This window comes from Clostridiales bacterium (assembly GCA_030016385.1).
Classification (GTDB): domain Bacteria; phylum Bacillota; class Clostridia; order Clostridiales; family Oxobacteraceae; genus JASEJN01.
Genome location: JASEJN010000024.1, coordinates 12654 through 36963, shown reverse-complemented (window position 1 = coordinate 36963; position 24310 = coordinate 12654). Strand labels below are relative to the sequence as shown.

Below are 24310 nucleotides of genomic sequence, written 5' to 3'. Positions count from 1 at the left end.
TCTAAACGTTTATCAGCCTTTAGCTGTATTCAATTTGCACTTTTGTGCCTCCGCCCCCGGGCCTTGCAGGAGTTACGATAAGCTTTACAGGCACCCTGTTTTTTAGCTCTTCTACATGGCTTATTATTCCTATGCTTAACCTGTCGCTCCTAAGCTTTTCAAGAGATGTCATAACGGTTTCCAAAAGTTCGTTATCCAGAGTTCCGAAACCCTCGTCAAGAAAGAAAAATTCAAGGGGCGCGCTTCCTTTCAGCTGTATATGGGATGAAAGGGCAAGGGCAAGGCAAAGGGACGTTAAAAATGTTTCGCCTCCGGAAAGCGTATCGACAGCCCTCCTCACTCCGCCGTTAAAATCATCCCTCATCACAAAGTCGCAGTTATCGTCAAGTTCAAGGGCGTATCTTCCGGATGTTATATCCTTCAGCCTCTTTGATGCTTCGATTGCGATATATTTAAGCCTGCTTGTGGATACGAATTCCACAAATCTATTTGCCTGGGTAAGATTATCGAGATCATTCAAAAGATCTAAAGTATGCTCGATTTTCTTTTTTTCACTGCTTAATATATTTACCTCTTCAAGCTCTTTTTTCATGTGCGATATCTCATTTTGTACCCCTGCCATAAGCTTTGTTCTTTCTTCGATTTCATATTCGCTTTCTTTTCTTTTTTTATTTATTCCGTCCCACATTTCATCATCTATGCTTTTTTGTCCGAGCCTTTTTAAAACTCTATTAACATTGCTCAATGCGATATTCAATCCGTCATCATATGATTTAATCTCGCCTTCAAGGGCGTCCATCTCATCCTTTGCAACGATATGATTCAATGCATCTTTCGCATCTTCAAAACCATACTCATCCAAATAATGTGTAAGTTTTTCATGCTGTTCATCAAAAAGCTCTTTAAGAGTCCGAAGATTCTTTTCTTCGCTTATTCTCTCGTCAAGCATCTTTTGTTTTTCATCTCTTTTAACCTTGAGTTCCTGTTTTAAAGCCGCCTCTTCGGATTTTATCCTTTCCATAAGATTTATTACATATTCTCTATATGATAAAGGCTCCCTGCCCTCGGAAAGCTCATTAAACTTTAACATATCCCTGTCTATTACTTCTCTTTTTACCTTTCCGCTCTCCTCAATCTTTGCTTTCTCAAGGGACAGGTCGTTTCTCCTGATTTCAATCTCTTCCTTTTTTTTCTCATATAGATTTATCTTTTCACCTATAGACTTTATCTTTTTTCTGAGCGTGTTCTCTTCCCTTGAAAATCCGTTTATCTTTTCGATCTCCATTTCGATATTTTCAACATTCAGCTCTTCTTTAGCCTTCATATAAGATTGAAAGACAATATTGAACCTTTCCCTCAATCGATCTGATTCACCTGTAATTTCGCTTAACGATGCCCCGTCCCTTTTAAGGCCCTCAGAAAGCCTTGCCTCCCTTGCATCTATCGATGACTTTTCTTTATTTCCCGCAATTAATTTGTTTTCGATATCCGCTTTATCCTGATTCCATTTTTCAACTGACTTTTTTAAGGCCTCAAATTCAGACTCATATCTTTCAAAAGTTTCCTTCAGAATCTCTATATTTAGTCCATTTAGCTTTTGCGATACAGTTTTTAATTCTTCCTGCACCACATTTTCTTCTTTTATGGCACCTGCAAGATCTCCCTTTAAAGATAAAAGGATATCTGTTTTTTTATCTATTTTTTCTTTAAGCAAATCCCTTGCCTTATATTTATCATCCAGCAATTTAGAATCTATTTTCTCAGCAATATTCGGATGATGTATGGAGCCGCATACGGGACAAGGCTCTCCGTCTTTGATTTGCCCTGCAAGCATGCCTGCGATATTCTTTTTCTCACCTGTTTCAATATCTTTTAATATGTTTTCATAAGCACTGTTGTATTCCGACAATTTCCTGCTTAGCTCATCAATTTTCAAGGCAATATCGCATTTCTTTTTATCGGCATCATGAAATGATTTTTGAAGCTGATCTCTTTTTTTATCATTTTCCAAGGCTTCGTTTAACTTGACCTTGTATTCCGATAAAAAATCTTTTTTATTCAAAAGGGTTGTGTTATCCCCTGGACAATTTGATAAAAGTTCAGTCTTTTCCTGTTCCAGATTCGAAATAGTTTTATAAATATTATCTCTATCTCTTATGGTTTCAGCGTATTCCCTTTTTAACTTTTGAATGCTTTCCTTGAGCTCTTTTATTTTCTTGCCCTTTTCTTCTACTTTTTTACTTAAATCGATATAATCTTTCTCAGTTTCATAAAGCTTCGATACTTTTTCCCTGTATAAAGGATCGACTTTTATTTCGTCTATCCTTTGCTCATATGTACTTACCAGATCCTGTGCAGTTTTTTTATCTTTCAGCAAATCTTCTATATCCTTTGACAGAGAATTTATGCTGTTTATTTTCTCACTATAAACATTCCGAAGCTTCTGCCTTTCGGATTCGAGGTTTTCAATCTCCTTATGGATTTCAATGGCCTGCTTAAGCTTTGATTCTTTTTCAATGAGTCCCGGCAGTTCCTTTTCTTTTTTTTCATATGCATCATTATATCGCTTTTCTATTTTCTCAAGTTCTTTTGATATATCCGCAATCTCCCTGTGGATACGCGGTATGCGTGTTTCACTCCTTTTAATTTTCGATGACGTTTCATTAATATCATCCGCAAATGGTTTTACTGTAATTGCAGATTTTGCATATTTCAGCATCCTTCTTTTTTCATCCATCTGCTTTTTCACATCCACAAGCTCCTGTAGTTTCTTTTTATAGAGTGCAAGCTCCTCCTGAAGGTCCCATATATCCTTGTATTCCTCATACTTTTTATCAAGCTCGCACTTTAGAGCTTTAAGTTTTTCTATCTCCGATGTCAGCGTATTGAGCTTTGCCATTTTCTCCTTTAACCCATCCTCGGTTATATTATCATACCTGCTTAGCTGCCCTGACACCGTGTCAAATTTAGTCCTGTTTTCTTTTTCATAGGACCTTATCCTATCAGTCATCTTGCTTCCATACTTTTCAAGGCGGAATATCCTCTCCAACATTCTCCTCCTCTCAAGTCCCTTAAGCTTTAAAAATTCACTGAACTTTCCCTGGGGAAGAACCACCGAGCGGGTAAAATCATCTCCGCTTAAACCTATTATTTCTTTTATTTTTTCATCGACATCCCTTACCTTTTCACATATTACATCCCTATGCCCTCCTGAAACATCGCTCAGCAGGGCTCTGTCCGTCTTGCACCCTTTGCCTGTCTTATCCCGTCTTAGATGCCTTTCAACTATATATTTTTTCCTATCGGATTTTGGACCTATTTCGAATTCATAGCTTACGAAAAGCTCGTCCATATCCGTATTTATAAATTCCCTTGTGCCCCTCGAGATTTCACCGTATAATGCAAGAGTCATAGCATCAAGTATCGATGATTTTCCGCTCCCCGTTGGGCCGAATATTCCAAACAGACCTCTTTGGGTAAGCTTTTCAAAATCTATAACCTGTTCCTCTGTATAGCTGTTAAGCCCCTTTAGCCTGAGTTTTAAAGGTCTCATCCTCATCACCTTCCTTTTGTATGACTTTCAGGAAAAGATCTATGAGTTCTTCCGAAGGTTCCATCTGCCTTCTGCTCCTGTAAAACTCCTCAAAAAGCTCCTTCATGCTTTTTTCGCTCATATCTTTGGAGATTGCAGCCTCCTCATCCGTCCCGTCTACATCCGGCTGTATCTCCAATATATCCGGCCTCAAATCCCTCATTTCCTTCATTTCCGACGGGGTTATAACCCTGTCGGTTTTTATTTTAATATATACCCATATATTTCTTTTACCATCATTTCTGCACCTTTCTATAGCATCCTCTATGCTGTTGAATTTCCACACCTCTATAGGCTTATAGTTCTTAAGATATACCCTTTCGATTTTTGGCTTTTGCCCTGCTTTAACATCTATTATGTATACGCTTTTGGCATAATCTATTTCGCTTTTGCTGTACTGCAGGGGAGAGCCCGAATACATTATGTTAAGTCCGTTATACTCTATCCGCTGGGGTTTGTGCAGGTGCCCTAGAGCTATGTACTGCGCCTTTTGGGGAAGCTTGTCGGCTCCTACTGCAAAACTCCCTCCAAGTTCTATAGGCCTTTCAGAATCGCATGTTTTACCGCCTTTGATATATATGTGCGATATGGCGAGGTTTATAGTATCATCCCTGTATTTTTCCTGCAGTTTGCAAAAAAGCTCCCCGACCCGCTCGGAATAGCTTCTCTGATTTTCCCTCTGATCGAATTCATCGGAAAATACTTCATTTAATCTCCTCTCACTGGGATATGGCAAAGTTATTATTACTGCCCTCTCTCCTTTAAGCTCAATCTCAATAAATCCTTCACCCGAATCCACAACGTCCATGCAGCCGTACTTGCCCTTATTTATGACAGACCTCGGCGTACCAAGCAAAATTATGCCCTCGTTTGATGCAAGGGGACTTGGTGCAACAAGCCTTTCGGGATTATCGTGGTTTCCTGAAACTATGATAATCCCCCTTTTTTTATCTTCAGTAATTCCCTTTATCGCTCTGTAAAATAGACTCTCGGCTTTGGCAGGAGGATTTGACGTATCATATATATCCCCTGCTATAAGCACAAGGTCTATTTTCTTATCTCTTACTATTCCTATAAGCTCATCTATAAATTTTTCCTGCTCCTCAATCCTTGAAAAACCTTCCAAGGTTTTCCCGAGATGCCAGTCCGATGTATGAAGTATTCTCATGTTTTTACCTCCAATCGCGCCCTACGGGATGCATTAAAGCTATTTAAAGAATATTTCAAATATTTCTTCAAATGTAAAAAATGCTCCCTGCCGTATGAATATTTATGCATATAACTTTAATTTGTAATTTGAAATCAGGCATAAATGGGATTATGTTATTTCGAGCAATGAATGAGTGTTCAAAATAACACAAGCTCATATTACCAATCGAAGATGGTTATAAGCCCCTAAATTATTTCAAGATTTAAAACTCTATAATATTTCCGTTATAGAAAAGGTAGATATATTTCTCCTTCACGGTTTTCCCCGTAAGCCTTCCGAGGGCTTTTTTATAATATTCTATCTGCACCGAATACCTGTCCTTTATATTATTCATGCCGCCCTCCGGCACATAATCAGTCTTGTAATCTATAAGTACCAGACTGTTATCCTCTTCGAAATAACAGTCGATGATTCCCTGAACTATTATATATTCATCTTCATACTCCTTCGGAAGATCATTATATATTTCAGTGCTCTTAACTTTTATATAAAATGGAGTTTCTCTATATACCTTCCCCGATTTAACCATTCTCTGCCCAAGGGAGGTTTGAAAGAAATGTACTATCCTTTCGGCATCTACATATGACGCCTGTTCTTCTGTCATAAGCTCGCTATCTACCATTTTATCCATTTTTCGATGTACATCATCTATGGTCGGAATATGGTCGATATCCATATGCTGCATTACAAGGTGCATTATAGTGCCCCTTTCGGACGCTGAAGCCTTCTTTTTATCTTCCATAAACGCAGGATTTTTTATAAGGGGAGGTACAAAAATATTCCGCGTATATTCATCCTCCATAGAGCTTATAAACATATCCTTAAGCTCTGTAACCGAAAGCTTGGCAGGCAACTTTGAGGAAATACCAAATGGATATTCAAAACCCAATCGCCTCGATACTTCACCATAGTACTGCCCCTCCTGCAGCTCATCGGTTCCGGCGGCGACATTCTCCATTGCACCTTCATTTACTTTAATGGCTTCCTCCCTCTTCCACAGTTTTATGCTCCATTTTGACTTTTCACCGCACAATCCCGGAATCGCAACTTCAATCCTGTCGGTGCCTTTTAAAGCTTTAACTAAACTATTTTTAAGCAGCGCCGGACATATCCAGTCAAAAAAATTTGTACCTTTTAAAACCTGATATGTCGGTACCTTATTTCCCGGGTAATCTACACCTTCCGACCAGCGTGCATGCGCCTTTTCATAATTTCCGACAGTTCCCGTTATAATAAGCTTCTCTTTTGCCCTGGTAAATGCGACATAAAGTATCCTCATCTCTTCAGAATAATTTTCAAGTTTCATCTTTTTTCGAATCGCATGTTTTATTATCGTCGGATATGAAAGTCTTATTTCAGGATCGACAAAATCCGGTCCGAAACCTAAATCCTGATGAAAGAGTATGCTCTCGTTCAGATCTCTTGTATTAAACTTTCTGCCCAGACCGCAGACAAACACAACAGGATATTCAAGCCCCTTGCTTTTATGTATGCTCATTATCCTTACGACATTTTCATTTTCTCCGAGGACTTTTGCACTTCCCATATCACCTCTGCTCACCTTGAGCTTGTTTATAAAATTTATAAAATTAAAAAGCCCTTTAAAACTTGTCTCTTCAAACTGTCTTGCCCTTTCAAAGAGTATTCGAAGGTTTGCCTGCCTCTGTTCTCCTGCCGGCATGGCTCCTGCATATGCAAAATAACCTGTATCAGTGTAAAGATACCATATAAATTCCGATATGGGCATCCTGCTGGACAAATCTCTCCACTTGTCGAGCCTTCCTAAAAAAATGCGTACTTTATCCGACAGAGGACCGTCATTCATTTCGGATTTTGCCTTTAACGCTTCATAAAATGTTCTTCTGTTATCCGCATTTCTTATATCGATAAGTTCATCCGCATTAAATGCCTGAATAGGCGATCTTAAAACGGAAAGAAGTGGTATATCCTGCATGGGGTTATCTATAATCTGAAGCAGAGATATTATGGTCTGAACTTCTGCAACTTCAAAATAACCGCCGCCTCCATCAGAATATGCAGGTATTCCCCTTTGATTCATCTCATCTAAAAAAACAGGCGCCGAATATGCAGTTGAACGCATTAGCACTACTATATCCCTGTATTCAACATTTCTGTAGCGATCTTCATCTTTATCAAAAATCACAAAATTGCTTCCCACCAGCTCATTTATCCTTTTGGATACCATCCTTGCCTCAAGTTGTATGCCGTCTATATCCTCCTCGTCATCGGCATTTGGTGTATCTTCCCCGCTTTTTTCAGTTTCTATAATATGAACCTCAACAGGGCCTCCGCATGTTCCTTCTTTATCATCGAGCTCTTTATATTCCGCCCCCGGATTTAGCATTTCGTTTTCATTATAATCTATCTCGCCTACGTTTTCGGACATTATGCATTCGAATATATAATTTACGGCACTCAGTATCTCTTTTCTGCTCCTGAAATTTTTGTTAAGAAGTATTTTCCTGTTTTTACCAGTATCTTTATATGTATTGTATTTTTGCAGGAAAAGTTCCGGTTTTGCCTGACGAAATCTGTATATGCTTTGCTTGACGTCACCTACCATAAACAAATTCGGGGCATCGCTATCTTTCTTTGATACCATCGATAATATGAGCTCCTGTACCATGTTGCTGTCCTGGTATTCATCTATCAAGACTTCTTCAAATTTTTCCCGATACTTCAAAGCGGCATCCGACGGCACAACCCTGCCATCTCTTTTCTCGGTCAATATATCTATGGCGAAATGCTCTATATCATCGAAATCAATTATGCCCTTCGCCTTTTTCTTTTCCCTGTACCTTATGCCAAACTCCGAAGCAAGACCTGCAAAGCTTTTCATAAGAGGATACAGCTTTTGCATCTTGGAGCCGATATCCCCTCTGCCGGTTGATTTCAGCATGGTTTTTATGCCGTTTATCTCTTCCCTGGCAGCTTTTCTTATCCCTTTAACCTCTTCCTTTATATCAGCGCTGCCCTTTCTAATCGGCGGAAGCTTTTTAAAATCAAACGCCGATACTTCTTTGACAAAGCTGTCCCACGAACTGCCACAGCACCTTATTATTCTTTTTATATTTTCAAGTTCATATGAAACCACGTCAAGATAAGGTCCCAGTTCTCTATCATTATTCAAAAGCTTTTCTGCATTTTCCATATTTTTGCAAATCCCATCAAGCTCTATAAGAAAATCATCCTTGATAATTCCTGCCCATGGCGAAGACCCAAAATCAAAGCCGTCATCGACATTGAACATTTCCGCCGCATCATAAAGCCATTCTTTAGGGTATGGCTGACTCTGTGAAAACTCATAAAGCCTTAAAACCATATCCATGAGCTTGCTGTCACCCTTCGATCCGCCATAACAGTCTACAAGACTCAAAAATTCAAAATCCGAGGGGACCCTTTCATATCTTTCATCAAACATCTCATCCAGCACTTCCTGCTTTAAAAGCACACATTCAGTGCTGTCCGCCACCTTAAATGCCGGATCTAAATCTATCTTATGAAAATTATTCCTTATAACTTCAAGACAAAATGAATGTACTGTCATGATGTTGGCATTGCTTATAAGGGCGATCTGCCTCTGAAGCCTTTTAGAATCAGGCATTTCTTCTATTTTCTTTTCTAGTGCATTTCCTATTTTTTCTCTCATCTCAGATGCAGCTGCATTTGTAAATGTGACCACAAGAAGTCTGTCTATATCTACAGGGTTTTCCTCGTCCGTTATCATTTTTATTATTCTTTCAACCAGAACCGCAGTTTTGCCTGCACCTGCAGCGGCTGAAACAAGGAGATTGCATCCCTTTGTATCAATGGCTTTTTGCTGCTCCTGTGTCCATCTCAATTTTGCCACCTTCTTTCATGACTAAATCCCATATCTCATCTTTTTTGATCTTATCGATTATCCTGTACGTATTATAAGTGTTACGGTCAAATCTGCATATCGCTTTAAAGCTGCAAAAACTGCAGGGAATATCCTTTCCTTTCTTATACGGAGCTATGGATATGTTTCCCTTCAGCATTTCTTCACAGATTTTAACGATTTCCTTCTTTACATGATCCCTTAATGCTTCAAACTGCTCAAATGTCGCCGCAGATGATCGCAAATCCAATCCTCCTTTAGAATTTATGGATGCAGGTATTATTATGGACCATCCTTTTATATCCCTGTCCATTTCCCTCACGACTTTTACATCAGAGAGCACAAGTCCCATCATTCTAAGTCTTTTTATTATCTCTTTTTCAACCTGGTCCTGAGGCATATCGCTATCCGTTGAGATAATGGGATCATCTATCTTAAAGTACAATATCCCTCCCGGGAAGACAGGCTTCTTGCTTCTCTTTGAAGCATATTCGAGTATCGCATCGATATATATAAGAAGCTGAAGCTCCAATCCATTGTATATATCACAAAGGTCAAATTTCTTGTTTCCGGATTTATAATCGACGACCCTTATATATATGCCTTCGTCGTCTTCAAACCTATCCACCCTGTCTATTCTTCCTATAAGGCTTACCTTTTCTCCCGAAGGCAGATCTATAGATATTGGCGGATATTTGCCGCCGTTTTCAAAGGATACTTCATGTGCCACCACATTAAACCCGCCTTTTTTAATCTGAAGAGATATGAGCATAACCGCCCTTATAATTATCCTCTTTAGCTTTTCTTTTATATAATTATACCTTGCAGAGCTCGACAATATCGATCCTGCTCTTTTTTCTACAGTATCGTCGACTATTCTGGATATGATGCTTGCGCATCCATCTTTTTCGATGTCCCTCCAGTTTATTTTATTATCGTCAAGATATTTTGAAAAAAGGTCCAGCACCTCATGAATAAAACTTCCGAGATCCGGCGCCTTAAACTCATAAATCTTCCTCTCTTTAGCTTTCAGGCCATATTGCATAAAGTATGCAAAAGGGCATTCTGCAAATTTTTCAAGCCTCGATATGCTAAGGTGCAAATTCTTTCCGTAAAGGTTTTTTACTTTTTCAGCCTTTATGTTATCCACCTGATTTTTATAGGTCAGTCCTGAAAGCACCCGGACCGTTTTATTCCTCCATTCCTTATTGTTCATATACCAGTTGTAGACATCGCTCCAGATGCCATTTATGTTGGTACCCATATCGGCGGATTTTCTGATCCTATGTACAAGCTCATTAAACGTCGGGTCAGGGCTCTGCACCATTCGCAGGCTGCAGTCATCGGAATAATCAGGTATAACATCGCTGCATTCCGTGATATTTTTAAATATCTTCTTGAGCCTCGATATTATTATCGACGGTCTCATGGATCTTCCTTCATGATCTGCAATAGGATAACTTATTTTAAGATACTTATCAGTTCTCGTGAAAGCAGTATAGATAAGATATTGCTCGTCAAAGGCCTTATCCCTGCTGCCCGGAGCAAGCTCGATTCCAAAGGATTTTAACTCTTCCCTGTCGCCGTCATCTAGGACTCCTTTGCTCACCTTAGGCGATGGAAATATCCCGTCGTTCACTCCTATTATGTACAGGGCCTTTACATTATGGCTTTTTATGTTCTTTACATTTCCGAACATCACCTGGTCGATAGAAGGCGGTATGAGCCCTATCTTATACTCTCCGAACCCTGCAGACAATACTTTTGAAAACTGCTCAATTTGTATATCCTCATCGCCAAGTACCTCTACGCTTTGCTCCAGAGTCTCGACTACAATATTCCACACCTTGCTGTATTCATCGGCCAGATCAAGTTCTCCACTTTTTTTAAATTTATCAATGATGCCTTCAATCTTTTCAGGTATGTCTATGGAACATAGAAAATCGAAGAGCGAGCTGCACATGTTTCTTACGCTTTTATCTTTCGATATATCATTTTCCAATCTTTCTATAGGCTGTACGATCTTCCACCTTATATCATTTATCCTTTTAAGCCTTTCCTTTGCATCAGGCAGTTCCCTGCCCTCATAACCGTAGTCCGGCCAGAAGCTCCAATCCTTATCATCCGTCCACTTTTTACCTCTTATCCCGGAGGATAAAACGTAGTTTTCAAGTATGTCTACATCTTCCCTGTCTATATCTAAAAGACCGGTCTTGAGGTATCTGAACACCGGCTCATATGCCCATTTTTTTGACAGTATCTCCAAAACCGAAAGTATCAGCACTATGAGAGGGTGTATATCTATGTCCCTTTTTTTATCGAGGAAATATGGTATGGAGTACTCCTTAAATATCGCACCTATCAATTTTTCATATCCTTCTACGTCATTTGTCACTACCGCTATATCGCAGAACCTGAATTTTTCATCCCTGACAAGTGATATGATATCCCTTGCCGTGTTTTCAACCTCAGAATACCTGCTTGCAGCTTTAAATATGCTTATATGACTTGTTTTATTCAGATACCGACTGTATGGATAAGAAAAGATATTCCTTTCCAGATGGCAAAGCTCAGGATGGTTCTTGAATTTGAAGCTTTCTTTATCGTTTAGCTTAACCGGATTATCATAGGGCACATTGTTTTCCCGTGCAATCTCAAGCATCTTTTTTTCGATATTCTCAATCGGCAAAAATACATCCGTTCCTGCAGGCGTCACATCGCCGCTACAATCCATGCACAGGGTGATATTTACCCTTTTTGCCTTTTTTAATAATTTACCCAGTATATCATACTGCTGCGGTGTAAAAACGGAAAAACCGTCCACCCATATCTCACACCCATCAAACAGGCTGCTTTTATCGAGCTTTTGAGAAAGCAGAGTCAAATCATCATCCTGATCTATGTACTTTTTATGAAGCGTATCCTCAAAATCTGAATATATAACCTCTATGTCGTGTAATTTATCCTTTAATATATTATCATCGATTTTATTCGCCACATTTTCCAACATTCCGGGGTCTACATCATATGTCTTAAGTTCCGTTATGATATCCGATATCGTATTTACAAAGCCCTGCATCTTTACAGACCTTTTGAATACTTTAAAGCCTTCCTTGCATTCGTCCATTATTCTGTATATAAGCATAGCCTTCCCTGCGTTATCGATATGGCTGCGATTCAAACCGCCTATCATTGAAAATGCCATATATGCCATCCTCTTAAAGCTTAAGACTCTCGCATGCAGCAGTCCCTTTTCGCCTATAAAATTCAGCAGATCCTTTTCTGCCTGAAATGAAAAATCCTCCGGCACCAAAAGTATCAGATCATTTTCGCCCTTTTCCAATTTGGACTTCATATCCTGAAAACAAAAATGGCTTTTTCCGGACCCTGCCCTTCCATAAATAAACCTTAAAGACATTTGTACCACCTCGGCCCTAAAATGTTGAAAAACAGCGGGCAAATATATGTTCGCCTATAGATATATATTACCATAAAAAACTCTATTTATTAAAATAAAATACATACGTGTGTATAAAGATTATATAAAATATACACCCATACCTGCTGGTTTTATATTTACCTTCAATTCGTAATTTGGGATCAGCCATAAATAGAATTATGTTATTTTGATCAACGAATGAGCATTATGAAAGTTTTGATAAGTTCTTGGCTTTGCTGCCGAAGAGAATCCTTAGAGCTTTTGATTGTCTGAGCTAAGATAAGTTTCAAAAGCTCTTGGATTATCAAGGCTGCTGACCTTAGAACTTACAAAACTTGAATCTGGCGAATGAGTGCTCAAAATAACATAAACTCATATTGCGAATCGAAGTAAAAGGTAAGTTATTGGTTGATATAATTGAAATTGAACATTCCGAACTCTACAGTGACTTCAAGATTGAGCGAAATTCGCATGATATATGGGATAAAAAATACTACACAATTTATAAAAAGCCCTATGATTATTTTCCAAGAGGAATGGTTGTGTATAAGTATAAAGGGATATAAGAGAAATTATAATAAGCTTAAGGGGGATATTATGGTTAAACTGACAAAACGCATATGGGCATCATTTATTATTATTGGTCTGGTAGGCCAATTTGCATGGACAATCGAAAATATGTATTTCAATGTATTCCTTTACAATACTATCTCAACCGATCCCAACTATATTGCCTCAATGGTTGCCGCCAGTGCCGTCACCGCAACATTGACCACCCTGCTGATGGGGGCGCTGTCTGACAAGCTCTCCAGGCGCAAGGTGTTCATCTGCACTGGCTACATACTGTGGGGCTTTTCAACAATGGCGTTTGGGTTTATAAATGTAAAAAACATTGCCGTGTGGTTTCCTGCCGCGAATGCTGTTGTAACGGCTGCGGTACTTGTGGTGGTTATGGACTGTATTATGACCTTCTTTGGCTCCACAGCCAACGATGCGGCCTTCAACGCCTATATAACCGATGTCACAAACAGTGAAAACCGCGGGAAAGTGGAATCGGTGCTTGCAGTCCTACCGCTCATTTCAATGCTGATTATTTTCGGCGCTTTTGATTCTATGACGCAGCAGGGACGATGGATGGAATTTTTCACTATCTTTGGCGCTGCGGTGACATCGACGGGTGTGCTTGCGATTTTCCTGTTAAAGGATAAGGTTACAGAGAAAAGGAAAGGCGCTTTCTTTAAGAATCTAGTCTATGGTTTTAAGCCTGATGTTATACGGAAAGAGCAGCCCCTTTATCTTGCGTTATGCGCATTTGGCCTGTTTTCAGTTTCTGTCCAAGTTTTCTTTCCTTATCTGATTATCTATATGCAAAATTACCTGAAGCTCAATTCTTACGCAATTGTGCTCGGCATCGTGCTGATTATAGCTTCTCTTGTCAGCGTGGCAGGCGGCAATTTTATCGATAAGGTCGGCAAACTGAAATTTGTTCTTCCGGCGGCTTCTGTTATGCTGGCAGGATTGATTGGCATGTTTTTTGTAAGGTCGGAAGTTGCTGTTATAATCGCAGGCTCGGTTATGATGTCGGGGTATATGCTGGTTACAGCTTGTCTTTCCGCAACTATCCGGGATTATACGCCAACTGATAAAGTCGGGCATTTTCAGGGAATACGTATGATTTTTGCGGTTCTGCTTCCGATGGTAATCGGCCCATATATAGGCGCTGCGGTTATCAAAAACAGCAATAGCACATATATGGATTTGGGTGTTGTAAAAAATGTGCCGACGCCGTCAATTTTTCTCGCAGCGGCTGTGGCATTATTGTTTATAGTGATTCCGATTTATATATTGAAACGGAGAGAGCCAAATGAAAACAAAATGGGGAGAAAATCTTGATAAAAATAATATTTTAACCGAATATCCGCGGCCGCAGATGGAAAGGGACAGTTACATCAATCTAAACGGAGTATGGCAATATGCAATTACCGAGAGCGATAAGTTTCCTGACAGATTCGACGGAGATATCCTTGTCCCGTTTTCACCGGAGTGTGAACTCAGCGGTGTGATACGCTCACTTTTGCCGGATCAGATATTATGGTACAGACGCTGCTTTAAGCTGCCTCCGGATTTTATTATAGGGAGGGTGCTGTTGCATTTCGGCGCAGTAGACCAGACGGCAACCGTTTATGTCAACGGGAAAGAAGTTTGCTCACATGTAGGGGGCTATACTCCTTTCAGTGCGGACATTACCTCGTGCCTGGCCGATAAAAACACAATTGTGGTAAAGGTGAGGGACTACACCGATACAAGCTATCATTCCCGCGGGAAACAGAGCAGCAAGCGGGGTGGCATATGGTATACGGCACAGAGCGGCATATGGCAGACAGTCTGGATGGAGAGCGTACCAAAGGATTATATAAGCAGCCTGCGCATAACCCCGCTTTTTGATGAAAGCGCAGTGGAGGTGACTGTTGTTTCGGACAGTTCACATCTTTGCTGCGCGAAAGTGGAGCAAACCGAGGTTTCTTTTTCATCCAACAAACCGGTTAAAATTCCGATGCCGCAGTTTATCCCATGGACACCGGAATGTCCTCGTCTGTATGATTTGTTTATTACTATGGGTGAAGACCATGTAAAGAGTTATTTCGGGATGCGAAAATTTTCGGTCGGCACGGATGGTGACGGAGTAAAGCGGTTGTTTTTGAACAACAAGCTGTATTTTCACAACGGCCTGCTGGACCAGGGCTATTATAGCGACGGTATGTATACCGCTCCGTCCGATGAAGCAATGGTATTTGATATTCAAACGGCAAAGGATATGGGGTTCAACATGCTGCGCAAGCACATCAAAATAGAGCCCCTGCGCTGGTATTACCACTGCGACAAAATTGGCATGCTGGTGTGGCAGGATATGATGAACGGCGGCGGCAGGTACAACAATGTGATAATTACCGCTCCGCTGATAACCGGAATCAATCTCAGGGATAATCATTACAAATGGTTTGCCCGGGAAGATGATAAGGGACGCAGGCAATACTACGCAGAGCTTGAAGAGATGGTCAATCATTTGTACAATGTTGTTTCAATTGCGATGTGGGTACCGTTCAACGAAGGATGGGGACAGTTTGATGCGGGCAATGCTGTGCGCCACATTTTAAAATTGGATAAAACCCGCACCATTGATCACGCCAGCGGGTGGCATGACCAAAAGATAGGTGAGATAAAAAGCCTGCATGTTTACTTTAGAAAATAGCTGAAAGCCTATCAAAATCTGTATGAAAAGGAAATCATCCCTGCAAAAAAGAAGGGGCTCTGTGCATCCGTATATACCGAGCTTACCGATGTGGAGGACGAGTTAAACGGATTGATTTCCTATGACCGTAAAGTCATCAAGCTGCCGGTTGAAAAGATAAAGGAAATCAACGAAAGGGTAAAAATTTAATATTTAAAAGCCTTATATAGATGGCTGGCGCAGTTGTGATTTTACTGCGCCCTTTATTTCCTCATAACAGGTGCACCTGCATATGTTGCTGCAGCCACTTCTCTATGGTTTCATCATCGGGGCTGCTCATCCTGAACAGTTAAATCACTGCTTCGAAAGCTTTTTATTCACCTGATCGACCATTGCTTGTAGCTTATCATATGTGATGTTCCCCCCGAAGCTTAATATACCGCGAAGTGGCAGATACCTCAGCATGGCGTTGTTCATATCATCCGATATCGCCTCAGAGCCTCCTTCTGTCTGCTGCACCATCGATGCCTTTACCGCATCCATAAGCGGCTTCAGTTCCTTTGATATATCAGGCCTTGCAAACAGATCTCCAAAGGTTGTGTTCACAGTGAGCTTAAATGGCAGCTTCACTGAAGATTCAACATGCACCGTATCCCTGAGCACGATATCCCTTGATGATTTTCCGATCAGTATCTGATAATCTCCGGTTTCAACATACCAATCGCGGATCTCGGTATTGTAATACGCAAAGGCACGCTTACATAGCGTAAATTTCACCGTTTTGGTCTCCCCGGGCTTTAAGTTTACCTTTTCAAATTTCTTAAGCTCCTTTAAGGGCCTTATCACCTTCGGATCCTTCTCTCCGACATACAGCTCAACGATTTCCTTGCCTTCCCTGTCCCCGGTATTTGTAACATCTACCAAGACGGTGAGCTTATCGGTATCCTTAATCTCCCTTGAGCTCAGAGTAAGGTTAGAATAATCAAATTTTGTATAGCTTAATCCGAACCCGAACGGGAACAGTACGTCGATATCCTTTTTATCATAATAGCGATAGCCTACAAATACGCCCTCTCTGTATTCCACCCTGTCTCCCTCGCCGTGATAATATAAATATGAAGGATTATCCTGAAGCTTCTTTGGAAATGTCTCCGGAAGTTTGCCGCTCGGATTTGCGTCCCCGAATAATACGTCGACACATGCCTTACCTACTCCCTGTCCGCCCAGATAAGCCTCCAGTATACCCTTAACATCGTCTGCCCAGGGCATCTCAACAGGAGAACCGTTATGGAGCACAACCACCGTGTTCGGCTGAACCTTCGCTACTCTCTCGATCAGCTCATTCTGGCAGGCGGGCATGCTCATATGCTCCCTGTCATAGCCTTCAGACTCGAATGAATCCGGAAGTCCGGCAAATATCACAGCTGTCTGTGCCCCTCTTGCCGCGTCCTCCGCCTGCCTTATCATAGTCTCATCGGGTTCATCTTTTCTGTCATCATAGCCCTGCGCATACGTAACATCCGCAATCCCCTGAACCGCCGAAAGTGCGCTTTCGACCCTGAAGGAATTGATATGCGAGCTTCCGCCGCCCTGATACCTTGGCTGGTCCGCAAATTTTCCTATAAACGTAACCTTGCTGCCCTTCTTTAGAGGCAGAACATCTTCGTTTTTAAGAAGAACCATGCACTGCTCTTCAAGTTTTACAGCGAGATTGTGATGAGCTTCCATATCCCATTCGGTATCCGGTTTTCTGTTCTCGGTATATCTCTTTACTATATTTAGTATTCTTTCTACGGCCTTGTCCACTTCCTTCTCATCCAGCCTGCCTTCCTTCACGGCTTGGACAATTCTGGCATCATTTAGGCCGTTGGAGCTTGGCATCTCAAGGTCAAGGCCTGCTTCTATGCCCTTTACCCTGTCGTTTACCGCTCCCCAGTCACTCATCACATAGCCTTCAAAACCCCACTCATTTCTGAGTATGTCCGTCAAAAGCCTCTTGTTTTCTGACGCATAGGTCCCGTTTAGTTTATTGTAGGAGCACATTACGGTCCATGGCTTCCCATTCTTTATCGCTCCCTCAAACACGGCAAGATAGATTTCCCTTAAGGTTCTCTCATCGATAACGGAATCGGAGCTCATCCTTCTGTGCTCCTGATTGTTGCCGCAGAAATGCTTTATGCTCGTACCCACGTTCTTGCTCTGTACGCCCTTTATGTAGTTTGCAGCCATCTCTGCCGCTAGGAAAGGGTCCTCCGAGAAATATTCAAAATTCCTGCCACACAGTGGAGAACGCTTTATATTTACTGCAGGCCCCAAAATAGTGCTGACATTTTCATGCTGGCACTCATCCCCCAGCGCCTCTCCCTCTTTATATATAAGGTCCTTGTCAAACGATGCAGCCATCGCGGATGCAGCCGGAAAGCATACAGCCATGATGCTTTCATTGATGCCTGCGTTCTCTTTGGTCTGATCCTGTTTTCGAAGCCCGTAAGGGCCATCGCTTACCATAACCGCCGGAAGCCCGAGCCTCTCTACAGCCTTAGTGTGCCAAAAATCGCGGCCCGAGCACAGGCTTGCCTTCTCCTCCAGAGTCATCTTGGAAATAATATTTTTAACATCCATACTATCGCTCCCTTCTTTGTCAGTGCTATACGGCCATATTACTTCTACGTTTATAGAACCTCACCCATCACATATTTTCAAGCCACACTATGATACTCACCTCTATCAATAATACTCTTTTTATATGAACGGAGAGTTTCATAAACGTGCCATTAATTATGGATATCTTTTTAATTCTCGATAAGACTTGATGACAATCGGAATGAAATTCCCTGACACTATATTGATGAGTTCACCAATGACAGGCTCTAAAATCACTCCTTGAAGAATTCAACCTGCAACTTTCAATTTACCGCCTTGGCTTTATCAGAGGATGATAGCAGAGCACCTTCCTGCTTTTGCTGATCATCGTCATATCCGGCATCTTTTTTCTGCATTCGTCCGTCGCATACTGACAGCGCGGTGCAAATCTGCAGCAGGTGAGCGCATATTCTTTCTCCTCCATATCAGGCATCGTCAGGTCCTTATCCCACTTTTCACCAACCCTCGGTATCGCGTTCATCAAAAGCTCCGTATACGGATGCGCCGGCTCATCCATGATTTCCTTGGCGGGGCCGTATTCAACAAGGCATCCACGATACAAGGTCGCGATGTAGTCAGACACATAATATGCTGTGGATAGGTCGTGGGTAACATATATAAAGGAAACTTTATATTTATCCTTGAGTTGTTTAAAAAGGTTAACGATGTTCATCTTCATCGACGCATCGATTGCGGCAACCGGCTCGTCTGCTACTATAAGCTTAGGCCGGGTGATCAGCGCCCGTGCGATCGAAACTCTCTGAAGCTCACCGCCGGAAAACTGAGTAGGATACTTGCCCTTTACCGTAGCAAGGGACATGCCCACACTGCAGAGCGTATCATCCACCAATTTCTCGGCTTCCGCATGATTCTTTGATATTCCAAGTCTGAGCGCTGTATTAAAAAGGTATGTGTCCACCGTTTTGCGCGCGGAGAAGGATTCATACGGATTCTGAAATATCGGCTGAACATCCAGCCGGAATTGTCGTGGATTGTAATTCTTCTTATCGGAATATGAATTCCCAGACAATATGATATCACCCATATCGGGCTTATACATGCGCAGAATCATCTTGCACATAGTTGATTTACCACAGCCGGATTCGCCCACGATAGACAGGATGACCGGCTTTCCGGAATCTATATTCAATGAGACATTGTCAACAGCTACAAGCTTTTTACCGCTTAAAATGCCTCCTATTCTGAATATCTTACTTACGTTTTTTATTTCCAACAGCTTCTCCGTCATTGTCACTTAACCCCCTTGTCAAGCTTATGGCAAGCAGCAAAATGACCCGGCATTACTTCGCAGAACACAGGTACCTCTTTGCTGCAGATTTCCGAACAATCAGGGCAGCGCGGCGCAAACCTACATCCCTTAGGAGGGTTGGTAAGTGCCGGAGGGCGGCCCGGTATTCCCGCCTTTTGGCTTTTGTCCCCTATCTTTGGCAATGCATCTATTAACATCCTTGTATAGGGGTGTATCGGGGAATCAAAGATCTCATCGGTCTTTCCGAGTTCAACAAAACTACCTGAGTACATTATTCCTATACGATCGGTGATCTGATAATGAACTCCCATATCATGGCTGACAAGTACCATCGTATTCTTCAACTGTTTTTGCAGGTGCATAAGCATCAGCAGTATGCCTCGCTGCACAACCACATCCAGTGCCGTGGTCGGTTCGTCGGCGAGCAACACGTTAGGTGACATAAACGTAGCCAGCGCGATTATCACACGCTGCCGCATACCGCCTGAAAGCTGGAACGGAAATGCTTCAAGCAGATCAGGTGAAAGACTGAGCTCTTCCAAATAATGTGCTACTCTTTCGAGAGTTGCTTCCTTTGTCTCGTTATTCCTGTCCTGCTTCGGTATAGAATCCAGGAATTGGTACTTAATCTTCGTGATCGGGTTCAGCACACTCTGTGCGGCCTGAGGCACGTAAGAGATGTTATTCCACCACGTATTGCGGATCTTGCCGGTTTCATACGAGAAATGAGACCCCCTCTTTTCACCGCTCAAAATCACACGGCCTGAATCGATCTGCAAAGGAAATTCCACAATATCATAAAGTGCCTTAAGGAGAGTTGTCTTGCCGCAACCCGATTCCCCTGCGATACCGAATATCTCGTTGTTACGAATTTCGAAATTCACATCATTGACGACATGCACATCACCGCTTATGGTCTTGTAAGAAGTGGACAGATGTTCAATCTTAAGCATTCCTTACCTCCCCCTCTTCATAGACAGATAATCGTTATAACCAGTTATGAATAAGAATAAGCCGATAAAAAGAAGAACCGTAGCCACGATCGGCGAACCTATCCAGAACCATTGCCTGGTAAAGATAGCATTTCTCTCCCTCGCCCATTGAATCATATTTCCGAGAGATATCAAATTCGCCGGAGACAGCCCTAAGACTGCAAGGCTGGATTCAGATGCAATGGCGTTCAATGTGGCATTCATAAAGTTCGAAAGTGACCATGTAAGCGCATAGGGCAGGATTTCCGTCAATACCACCTGAACCGTACCTTCCCCGGAGAACCATGCGGTATGGATAAAATCCCTCTCCTTTATGCTCAGCGCCATTGAACGTATCTGTCGGCTTGGCCATGCCCATGCAAACATTCCCAAAACCAGCGCCATCAGAACAACAGTTGTCTTGCCCTTCATTAACGAGGTCATCAATATAAGAATGGGAAGCGATGGGATTACCACGAACGTATCCGTAATGACCGACAGCACACGATCGAGTGTGCCTCCGGAGAAGCCCGCGAGCAAACCGACAAACACACCAACTACGGTTCCGATGGTTGCAACTATAAGTCCTATCAGAAGCGAATTATGAATAGCTTCGATAAGCAGCCAGTAAACATCCTGTCCCATACTGCTCGTACCCAGCCAATGCTCTGAAGAGGGGCCGAGTCTGCTGGCATATGTGTCGAAAGTAAATGGGTTAACATGCGGAAAATAATACACGACGAACCCAAGTATTAAGAAAAAAACAGTTATAACAATGCCCGCCCTTGCAGGGTTACTCAAATTTTTCCAAAGTTTTTTCATGTATTCTGCCCCCTCTTCCTAACTGTATCTGATACGGGGATCAATAAGCGGATATATAATATCCACAATTAAAGTAGCTGTAGCAACGGCGATTATCGAAATGGTAATACAGCCGAGAATCATATTATAATCGGACTGAAGTATTGCCTTTTGAATAAGCGTGCCGACGCCCGGGTAGCCGAAGATAATCTCCGTCATGATCGCACCGTTAAAGACCCCGCCGAGGCTCATCGCCAAGGCTGTAATCTGCGTCAGTATGGAGTTGCGCAACACATATTTTCTCCCTATCACGTTTTCGGGAAGGCCCCTATATCGGGCGTACAGAACAAAATCCTCCTGCGCAGTCGTACCTGAAAGCGACTTCATAGAGATGATCCACCAACCTGTGCCGACCAACAGCAGTGAAAGAGCCGGCAGTACCGATGCCTTCAACAGGGAAGCAACGAGAGTGGCCATACTTCCTGTGGTGTTGATATCTGATTGGAGGGGGAACCATCCAAGTAAAAACGCAAATACAATTTGAATAACCAATGCAATAATAAAATATGGAATGGGGTATATACATATTGCAATACCTTCCATAACTTTTGAAGAACGCTTATCCTTACGAAACCCCGCCTGCAGGCCTATCAAATTACCGATTATCCAGGCAAGAATCGTACTGGTAAGTGACAAAAACAATGTATATGGCAGATATGTGCTGATGATCTCTCCGGCCGGTGTCGGGTAGCTCATGAGAGAAGGGCCGAAATTAAAATGCAGTACTCCTTTCCATAGAAATGTTGTATACTGTTCCCATAGTGATCCCTCAAGGCCGAACTGAATACGCAAAGATTTTCTCAGTGCTTCCATCTGCTTAGGATCCATCTGGCCGGAACGGGCTTGCATCTGCCCTATCATATTCTCTACAGGATCGGACGGAAACATACGTGGGATAAAGAATATGAATGTAACGCCTATCCAAATAGTCAGAGCCCATGTCAAAATACGCAGACCGAAATATTTGCGAAATTTCAATTTGTTCACCTCTTTAATTGGCAACTAAATGAATATTTTGGTGTAAAATTCAGAAAAGCGGAAAATAATTGTACAGTAGATCTATCCACAAGCCAACAACCTACAACGGTTATATAAAAAAATAAGGCACGCACTGCTGTCTTAAACAATCGCACGTGCCTTATTTTCTCAAGCCCTACTCTAATTTAAAAACAGAGGCTATTTACTTACCGGTTTGATTTCGGTCGTAATGTACTTGAAGCAGCTCCACCACCACCAAGGACCGTTATATGCATTCTTCGCGTTCGGATAGTTGGTCCAATAAGTGCTGTTTGTCGGAACAAACTTAACTCCGGAGTGGAAGCCTATGAACGGCATATCCTTCACAGCAACCTTCATGAACTCCAATCCAAGCTTATAGTTCTCATCACTGTTCGGAGACAGCTTTGCCATTTCATGAATTATCTTGGTTGCTTCTGCATTGTTCCAGCGCGATCCTTGTCCGGAACCAATCTTGCCAAGCGGCACAATCAGGTCGGCATCCCAACCACGGATCTGCGGATAGATATCCTTCGTAATCCCGCCAGTTGGCCAATAACCGGCAATTTCATAATTTCCGGTACTGCTGTTGCTATCCCAGGTAGCGCTGCTCTGGCTGGACAGATTGCATTTCAGCCCGAACTTGGTTAACTGGTTATATGCAGCTTGTAGGCCACGGCCTGCCTGAGCTTCGGTATCAGCCAAATAAGTCATATTTATGGTAAAAGGCTTACCTTTGTAATACCAACCATCAGACTTCTTTTCCAAGCCCGCTTTCTTAAGAAGCTTGGTTGCTGCTTCCTCATCATGCTTCCAGGATCCGATACCAAACATATCGGTCAGGGAATCCTCATCGGTGGGGATATTATAGCCTTTATCCTTTAGTGTCTTAGCCATTCTTTCAGCATATCTGGTATCAAAAGGTTTAACCGTTGTCCCATCGCCAAGATCCAGTTCGAACGATTCCAGCCATGAAAGCAATGGCTTATAATACAGCTTCTGCATTGCACTGGTGTTAGTAAGTATCGGCAGAGGGCTGGCACGTCCGACACCGTTAAATATACTCATCGAGATCTCGTCAAAATTCAGTGCAAGCGCTATACCCCATCGGAAGTCCGCATTGTTATACGGCTCCTTTGCCATTTCGAAAGCAATCCCCTTGGAGCATGGGTCATCACTTGTAGCATATGGGAATTGGTCATACCAAAATGAAATCTTCTTATTGGCAGAGGTCATCGCTTCCAACATTTCAGGAGTAACCTCGCACAAAATATCAACTTGATTGTTGATCATAGCCATTTGACGGGTATTATCATCGCCAAGATACCTAAACCATATATACTTGGCCTGCGGCTCTTTACCCGTCACTACGCCTACGGTACTGTTCTTCCAGTCATCGCGGCGCTGATAGAGTATCCATTTGCCCAGCTTGTCGTATGATTTTACGGTATAAGGACCGGCTACTACAGGACTGCTGTCCTTAAAAGTAGTTACATCCGCCTGCTTTGAGTAAATATGCTCGGGGACTATTCGAAGGTCGTTTCCCCAGATAGTTACACCAAATGTCTCTGCAAGACGAGGGAAGGATTCCTTCGTAACGATCTTGACAGTATAATCATCAACCTTCTCAACTGACTTGATTATTGAATTGTAATAATCGTGCTGGCCGATGCCGGTGTTGCTCATAATCATTTTAAACGTAAACACTACATCATTCGCGGTCAGAGCTTGCCCATCGGACCATTTGATGCCCTTGCGAATCTTAATGGTATGCTCGGTAAAATCCGAATTGGATACCGGCATTCCATCCGCCACTTCGCCATATTGTTCGCCCTTTACAGTGTCCATCTCCCACATCATCGCTGACATGAGCTGATGGATTCCAAATCCCATCTGGGTGCCTTGCATATAGGAGTTAAACTGCCCAGGTACATCTGTCGGAGTCTGTGTTTCAACGATTAGAGTTTCATTACGCGGAGTACCCACGTCCGTCATCTCTTGTTTGCCGCTTGTACTTTTTGTACCGCTTTTACTGTTCGAGTTTGAACTCGAACATGCTTGCAAAGACATGGATGCGAACAACAATGTGAACACAAGCAGAAAAGAAACAACTTTTCTTCGCACAAAAAAACCTCCTTTTATTTTTTTGATTGTCACAGTTGAAATTTGTCTCCAAACTGTGTTCAATCCAATAACAACATGAATCATAAAGCCTCCCG

Annotated in this window: 11 protein-coding genes and 1 pseudogene; 2 read left to right on the top strand and 10 right to left on the bottom strand. The window is 42.1% G+C overall.

Features of this window, described 5'->3' with window-relative positions; genetic code table 11:
* Positions 1–19 precede the first annotated feature (19 nt).
* From QME45_07470 to addB, 4 genes are all read right to left on the bottom strand, one after another.
* Entirely contained in the window at positions 20–3553 is a 3534-nt protein-coding gene (locus tag QME45_07470) for an SbcC/MukB-like Walker B domain-containing protein (GenBank protein ID MDI6618500.1), read from the bottom strand.
* Positions 3519–4760: an exonuclease SbcCD subunit D gene (locus tag QME45_07465; GenBank protein MDI6618499.1), complete on the bottom strand. Its 1242-nt coding sequence runs from the start codon at positions 4758–4760 to the stop codon at positions 3519–3521. The genes QME45_07470 and QME45_07465 overlap by 35 nt, the downstream gene beginning before the upstream one ends.
* Positions 4761–5004: 244 nt before the next feature.
* A complete protein-coding gene (gene addA, locus QME45_07460) occupies positions 5005–8673 on the bottom strand; it encodes a helicase-exonuclease AddAB subunit AddA (GenBank protein MDI6618498.1) in 3669 nt (1222 codons plus the stop codon).
* Positions 8630–12100 (bottom strand): helicase-exonuclease AddAB subunit AddB, encoded by a 3471-nt coding sequence (gene addB / locus QME45_07455; GenBank protein ID MDI6618497.1) that lies wholly within the window; start codon positions 12098–12100, stop codon positions 8630–8632. Before addB ends, addA begins: the two co-directional genes overlap by 44 nt.
* Before the next feature lie 618 nt (positions 12101–12718).
* On the opposite strand from addB, the gene QME45_07450 reads away from it, so the two are divergent.
* Positions 12719–14014 carry an MFS transporter gene (locus QME45_07450; protein ID MDI6618496.1) on the top strand — a complete coding sequence of 432 codons (1296 nt, stop codon included), beginning with the start codon at positions 12719–12721 and terminating at the stop codon, positions 14012–14014.
* Positions 13986–15560 (top strand): annotated as a pseudogene (locus QME45_07445) (glycoside hydrolase family 2 TIM barrel-domain containing protein). Before QME45_07450 ends, QME45_07445 begins: the two are co-directional and overlap by 29 nt.
* A 144-nt stretch (positions 15561–15704) precedes the next feature.
* Here QME45_07445 and QME45_07440 read toward each other — a convergent pair.
* The 6 genes from QME45_07440 to QME45_07415 all read right to left on the bottom strand — a co-directional run bounded on the left by QME45_07440 (position 15705) and on the right by QME45_07415 (position 24299).
* Complete coding sequence (locus QME45_07440) at positions 15705–17972, bottom strand: glycoside hydrolase family 3 C-terminal domain-containing protein (protein ID MDI6618495.1); 2268 nt, start codon at positions 17970–17972, stop codon at positions 15705–15707.
* Positions 17973–18261: 289 nt separating this feature from the next.
* Positions 18262–19242, bottom strand: coding sequence for an ABC transporter ATP-binding protein (locus QME45_07435; GenBank protein MDI6618494.1), 981 nt, complete (start codon positions 19240–19242; stop codon positions 18262–18264).
* Positions 19243–19244: 2 nt separating this feature from the next.
* Entirely contained in the window at positions 19245–20216 is a 972-nt protein-coding gene (locus QME45_07430) for an ABC transporter ATP-binding protein (GenBank protein ID MDI6618493.1), read from the bottom strand.
* 3 nt (positions 20217–20219) lie between these two features.
* On the bottom strand, positions 20220–21056 hold the full coding sequence (locus QME45_07425) for an ABC transporter permease (protein MDI6618492.1): 837 nt from the start codon (positions 21054–21056) through the stop codon (positions 20220–20222).
* Positions 21057–21074: 18 nt separating this feature from the next.
* Entirely contained in the window at positions 21075–22082 is a 1008-nt protein-coding gene (locus QME45_07420; protein ID MDI6618491.1) for an ABC transporter permease, read from the bottom strand.
* Between the two features lie 189 nt (positions 22083–22271).
* Entirely contained in the window at positions 22272–24299 is a 2028-nt protein-coding gene (locus tag QME45_07415; GenBank protein ID MDI6618490.1) for an ABC transporter substrate-binding protein, read from the bottom strand.
* Positions 24300–24310: the final 11 nt, after the last annotated feature.

What these genes read in the sequence shown, in the direction of transcription:
- QME45_07470 (MDI6618500.1), bottom strand. Translation starts at nt 3,553, where the DNA reads ATGAGACCTTTAAAACTCAGGCTAAAGGGGCTTAACAGCTATACAGAG.
- QME45_07465 (MDI6618499.1), bottom strand. Translation starts at nt 4,760, where the DNA reads ATGAGAATACTTCATACATCGGACTGGCATCTCGGGAAAACCTTGGAA.
- addB (MDI6618497.1), bottom strand. Translation starts at nt 12,100, where the DNA reads ATGTCTTTAAGGTTTATTTATGGAAGGGCAGGGTCCGGAAAAAGCCAT.
- QME45_07450 (MDI6618496.1), top strand. Translation starts at nt 12,719, where the DNA reads ATGGTTAAACTGACAAAACGCATATGGGCATCATTTATTATTATTGGT.
- QME45_07440 (MDI6618495.1), bottom strand. Translation starts at nt 17,972, where the DNA reads ATGGATGTTAAAAATATTATTTCCAAGATGACTCTGGAGGAGAAGGCA.
- QME45_07435 (MDI6618494.1), bottom strand. Translation starts at nt 19,242, where the DNA reads ATGACGGAGAAGCTGTTGGAAATAAAAAACGTAAGTAAGATATTCAGA.
- QME45_07430 (MDI6618493.1), bottom strand. Translation starts at nt 20,216, where the DNA reads ATGCTTAAGATTGAACATCTGTCCACTTCTTACAAGACCATAAGCGGT.
- QME45_07425 (MDI6618492.1), bottom strand. Translation starts at nt 21,056, where the DNA reads ATGAAAAAACTTTGGAAAAATTTGAGTAACCCTGCAAGGGCGGGCATT.
- QME45_07415 (MDI6618490.1), bottom strand. Translation starts at nt 24,299, where the DNA reads ATGATTCATGTTGTTATTGGATTGAACACAGTTTGGAGACAAATTTCA.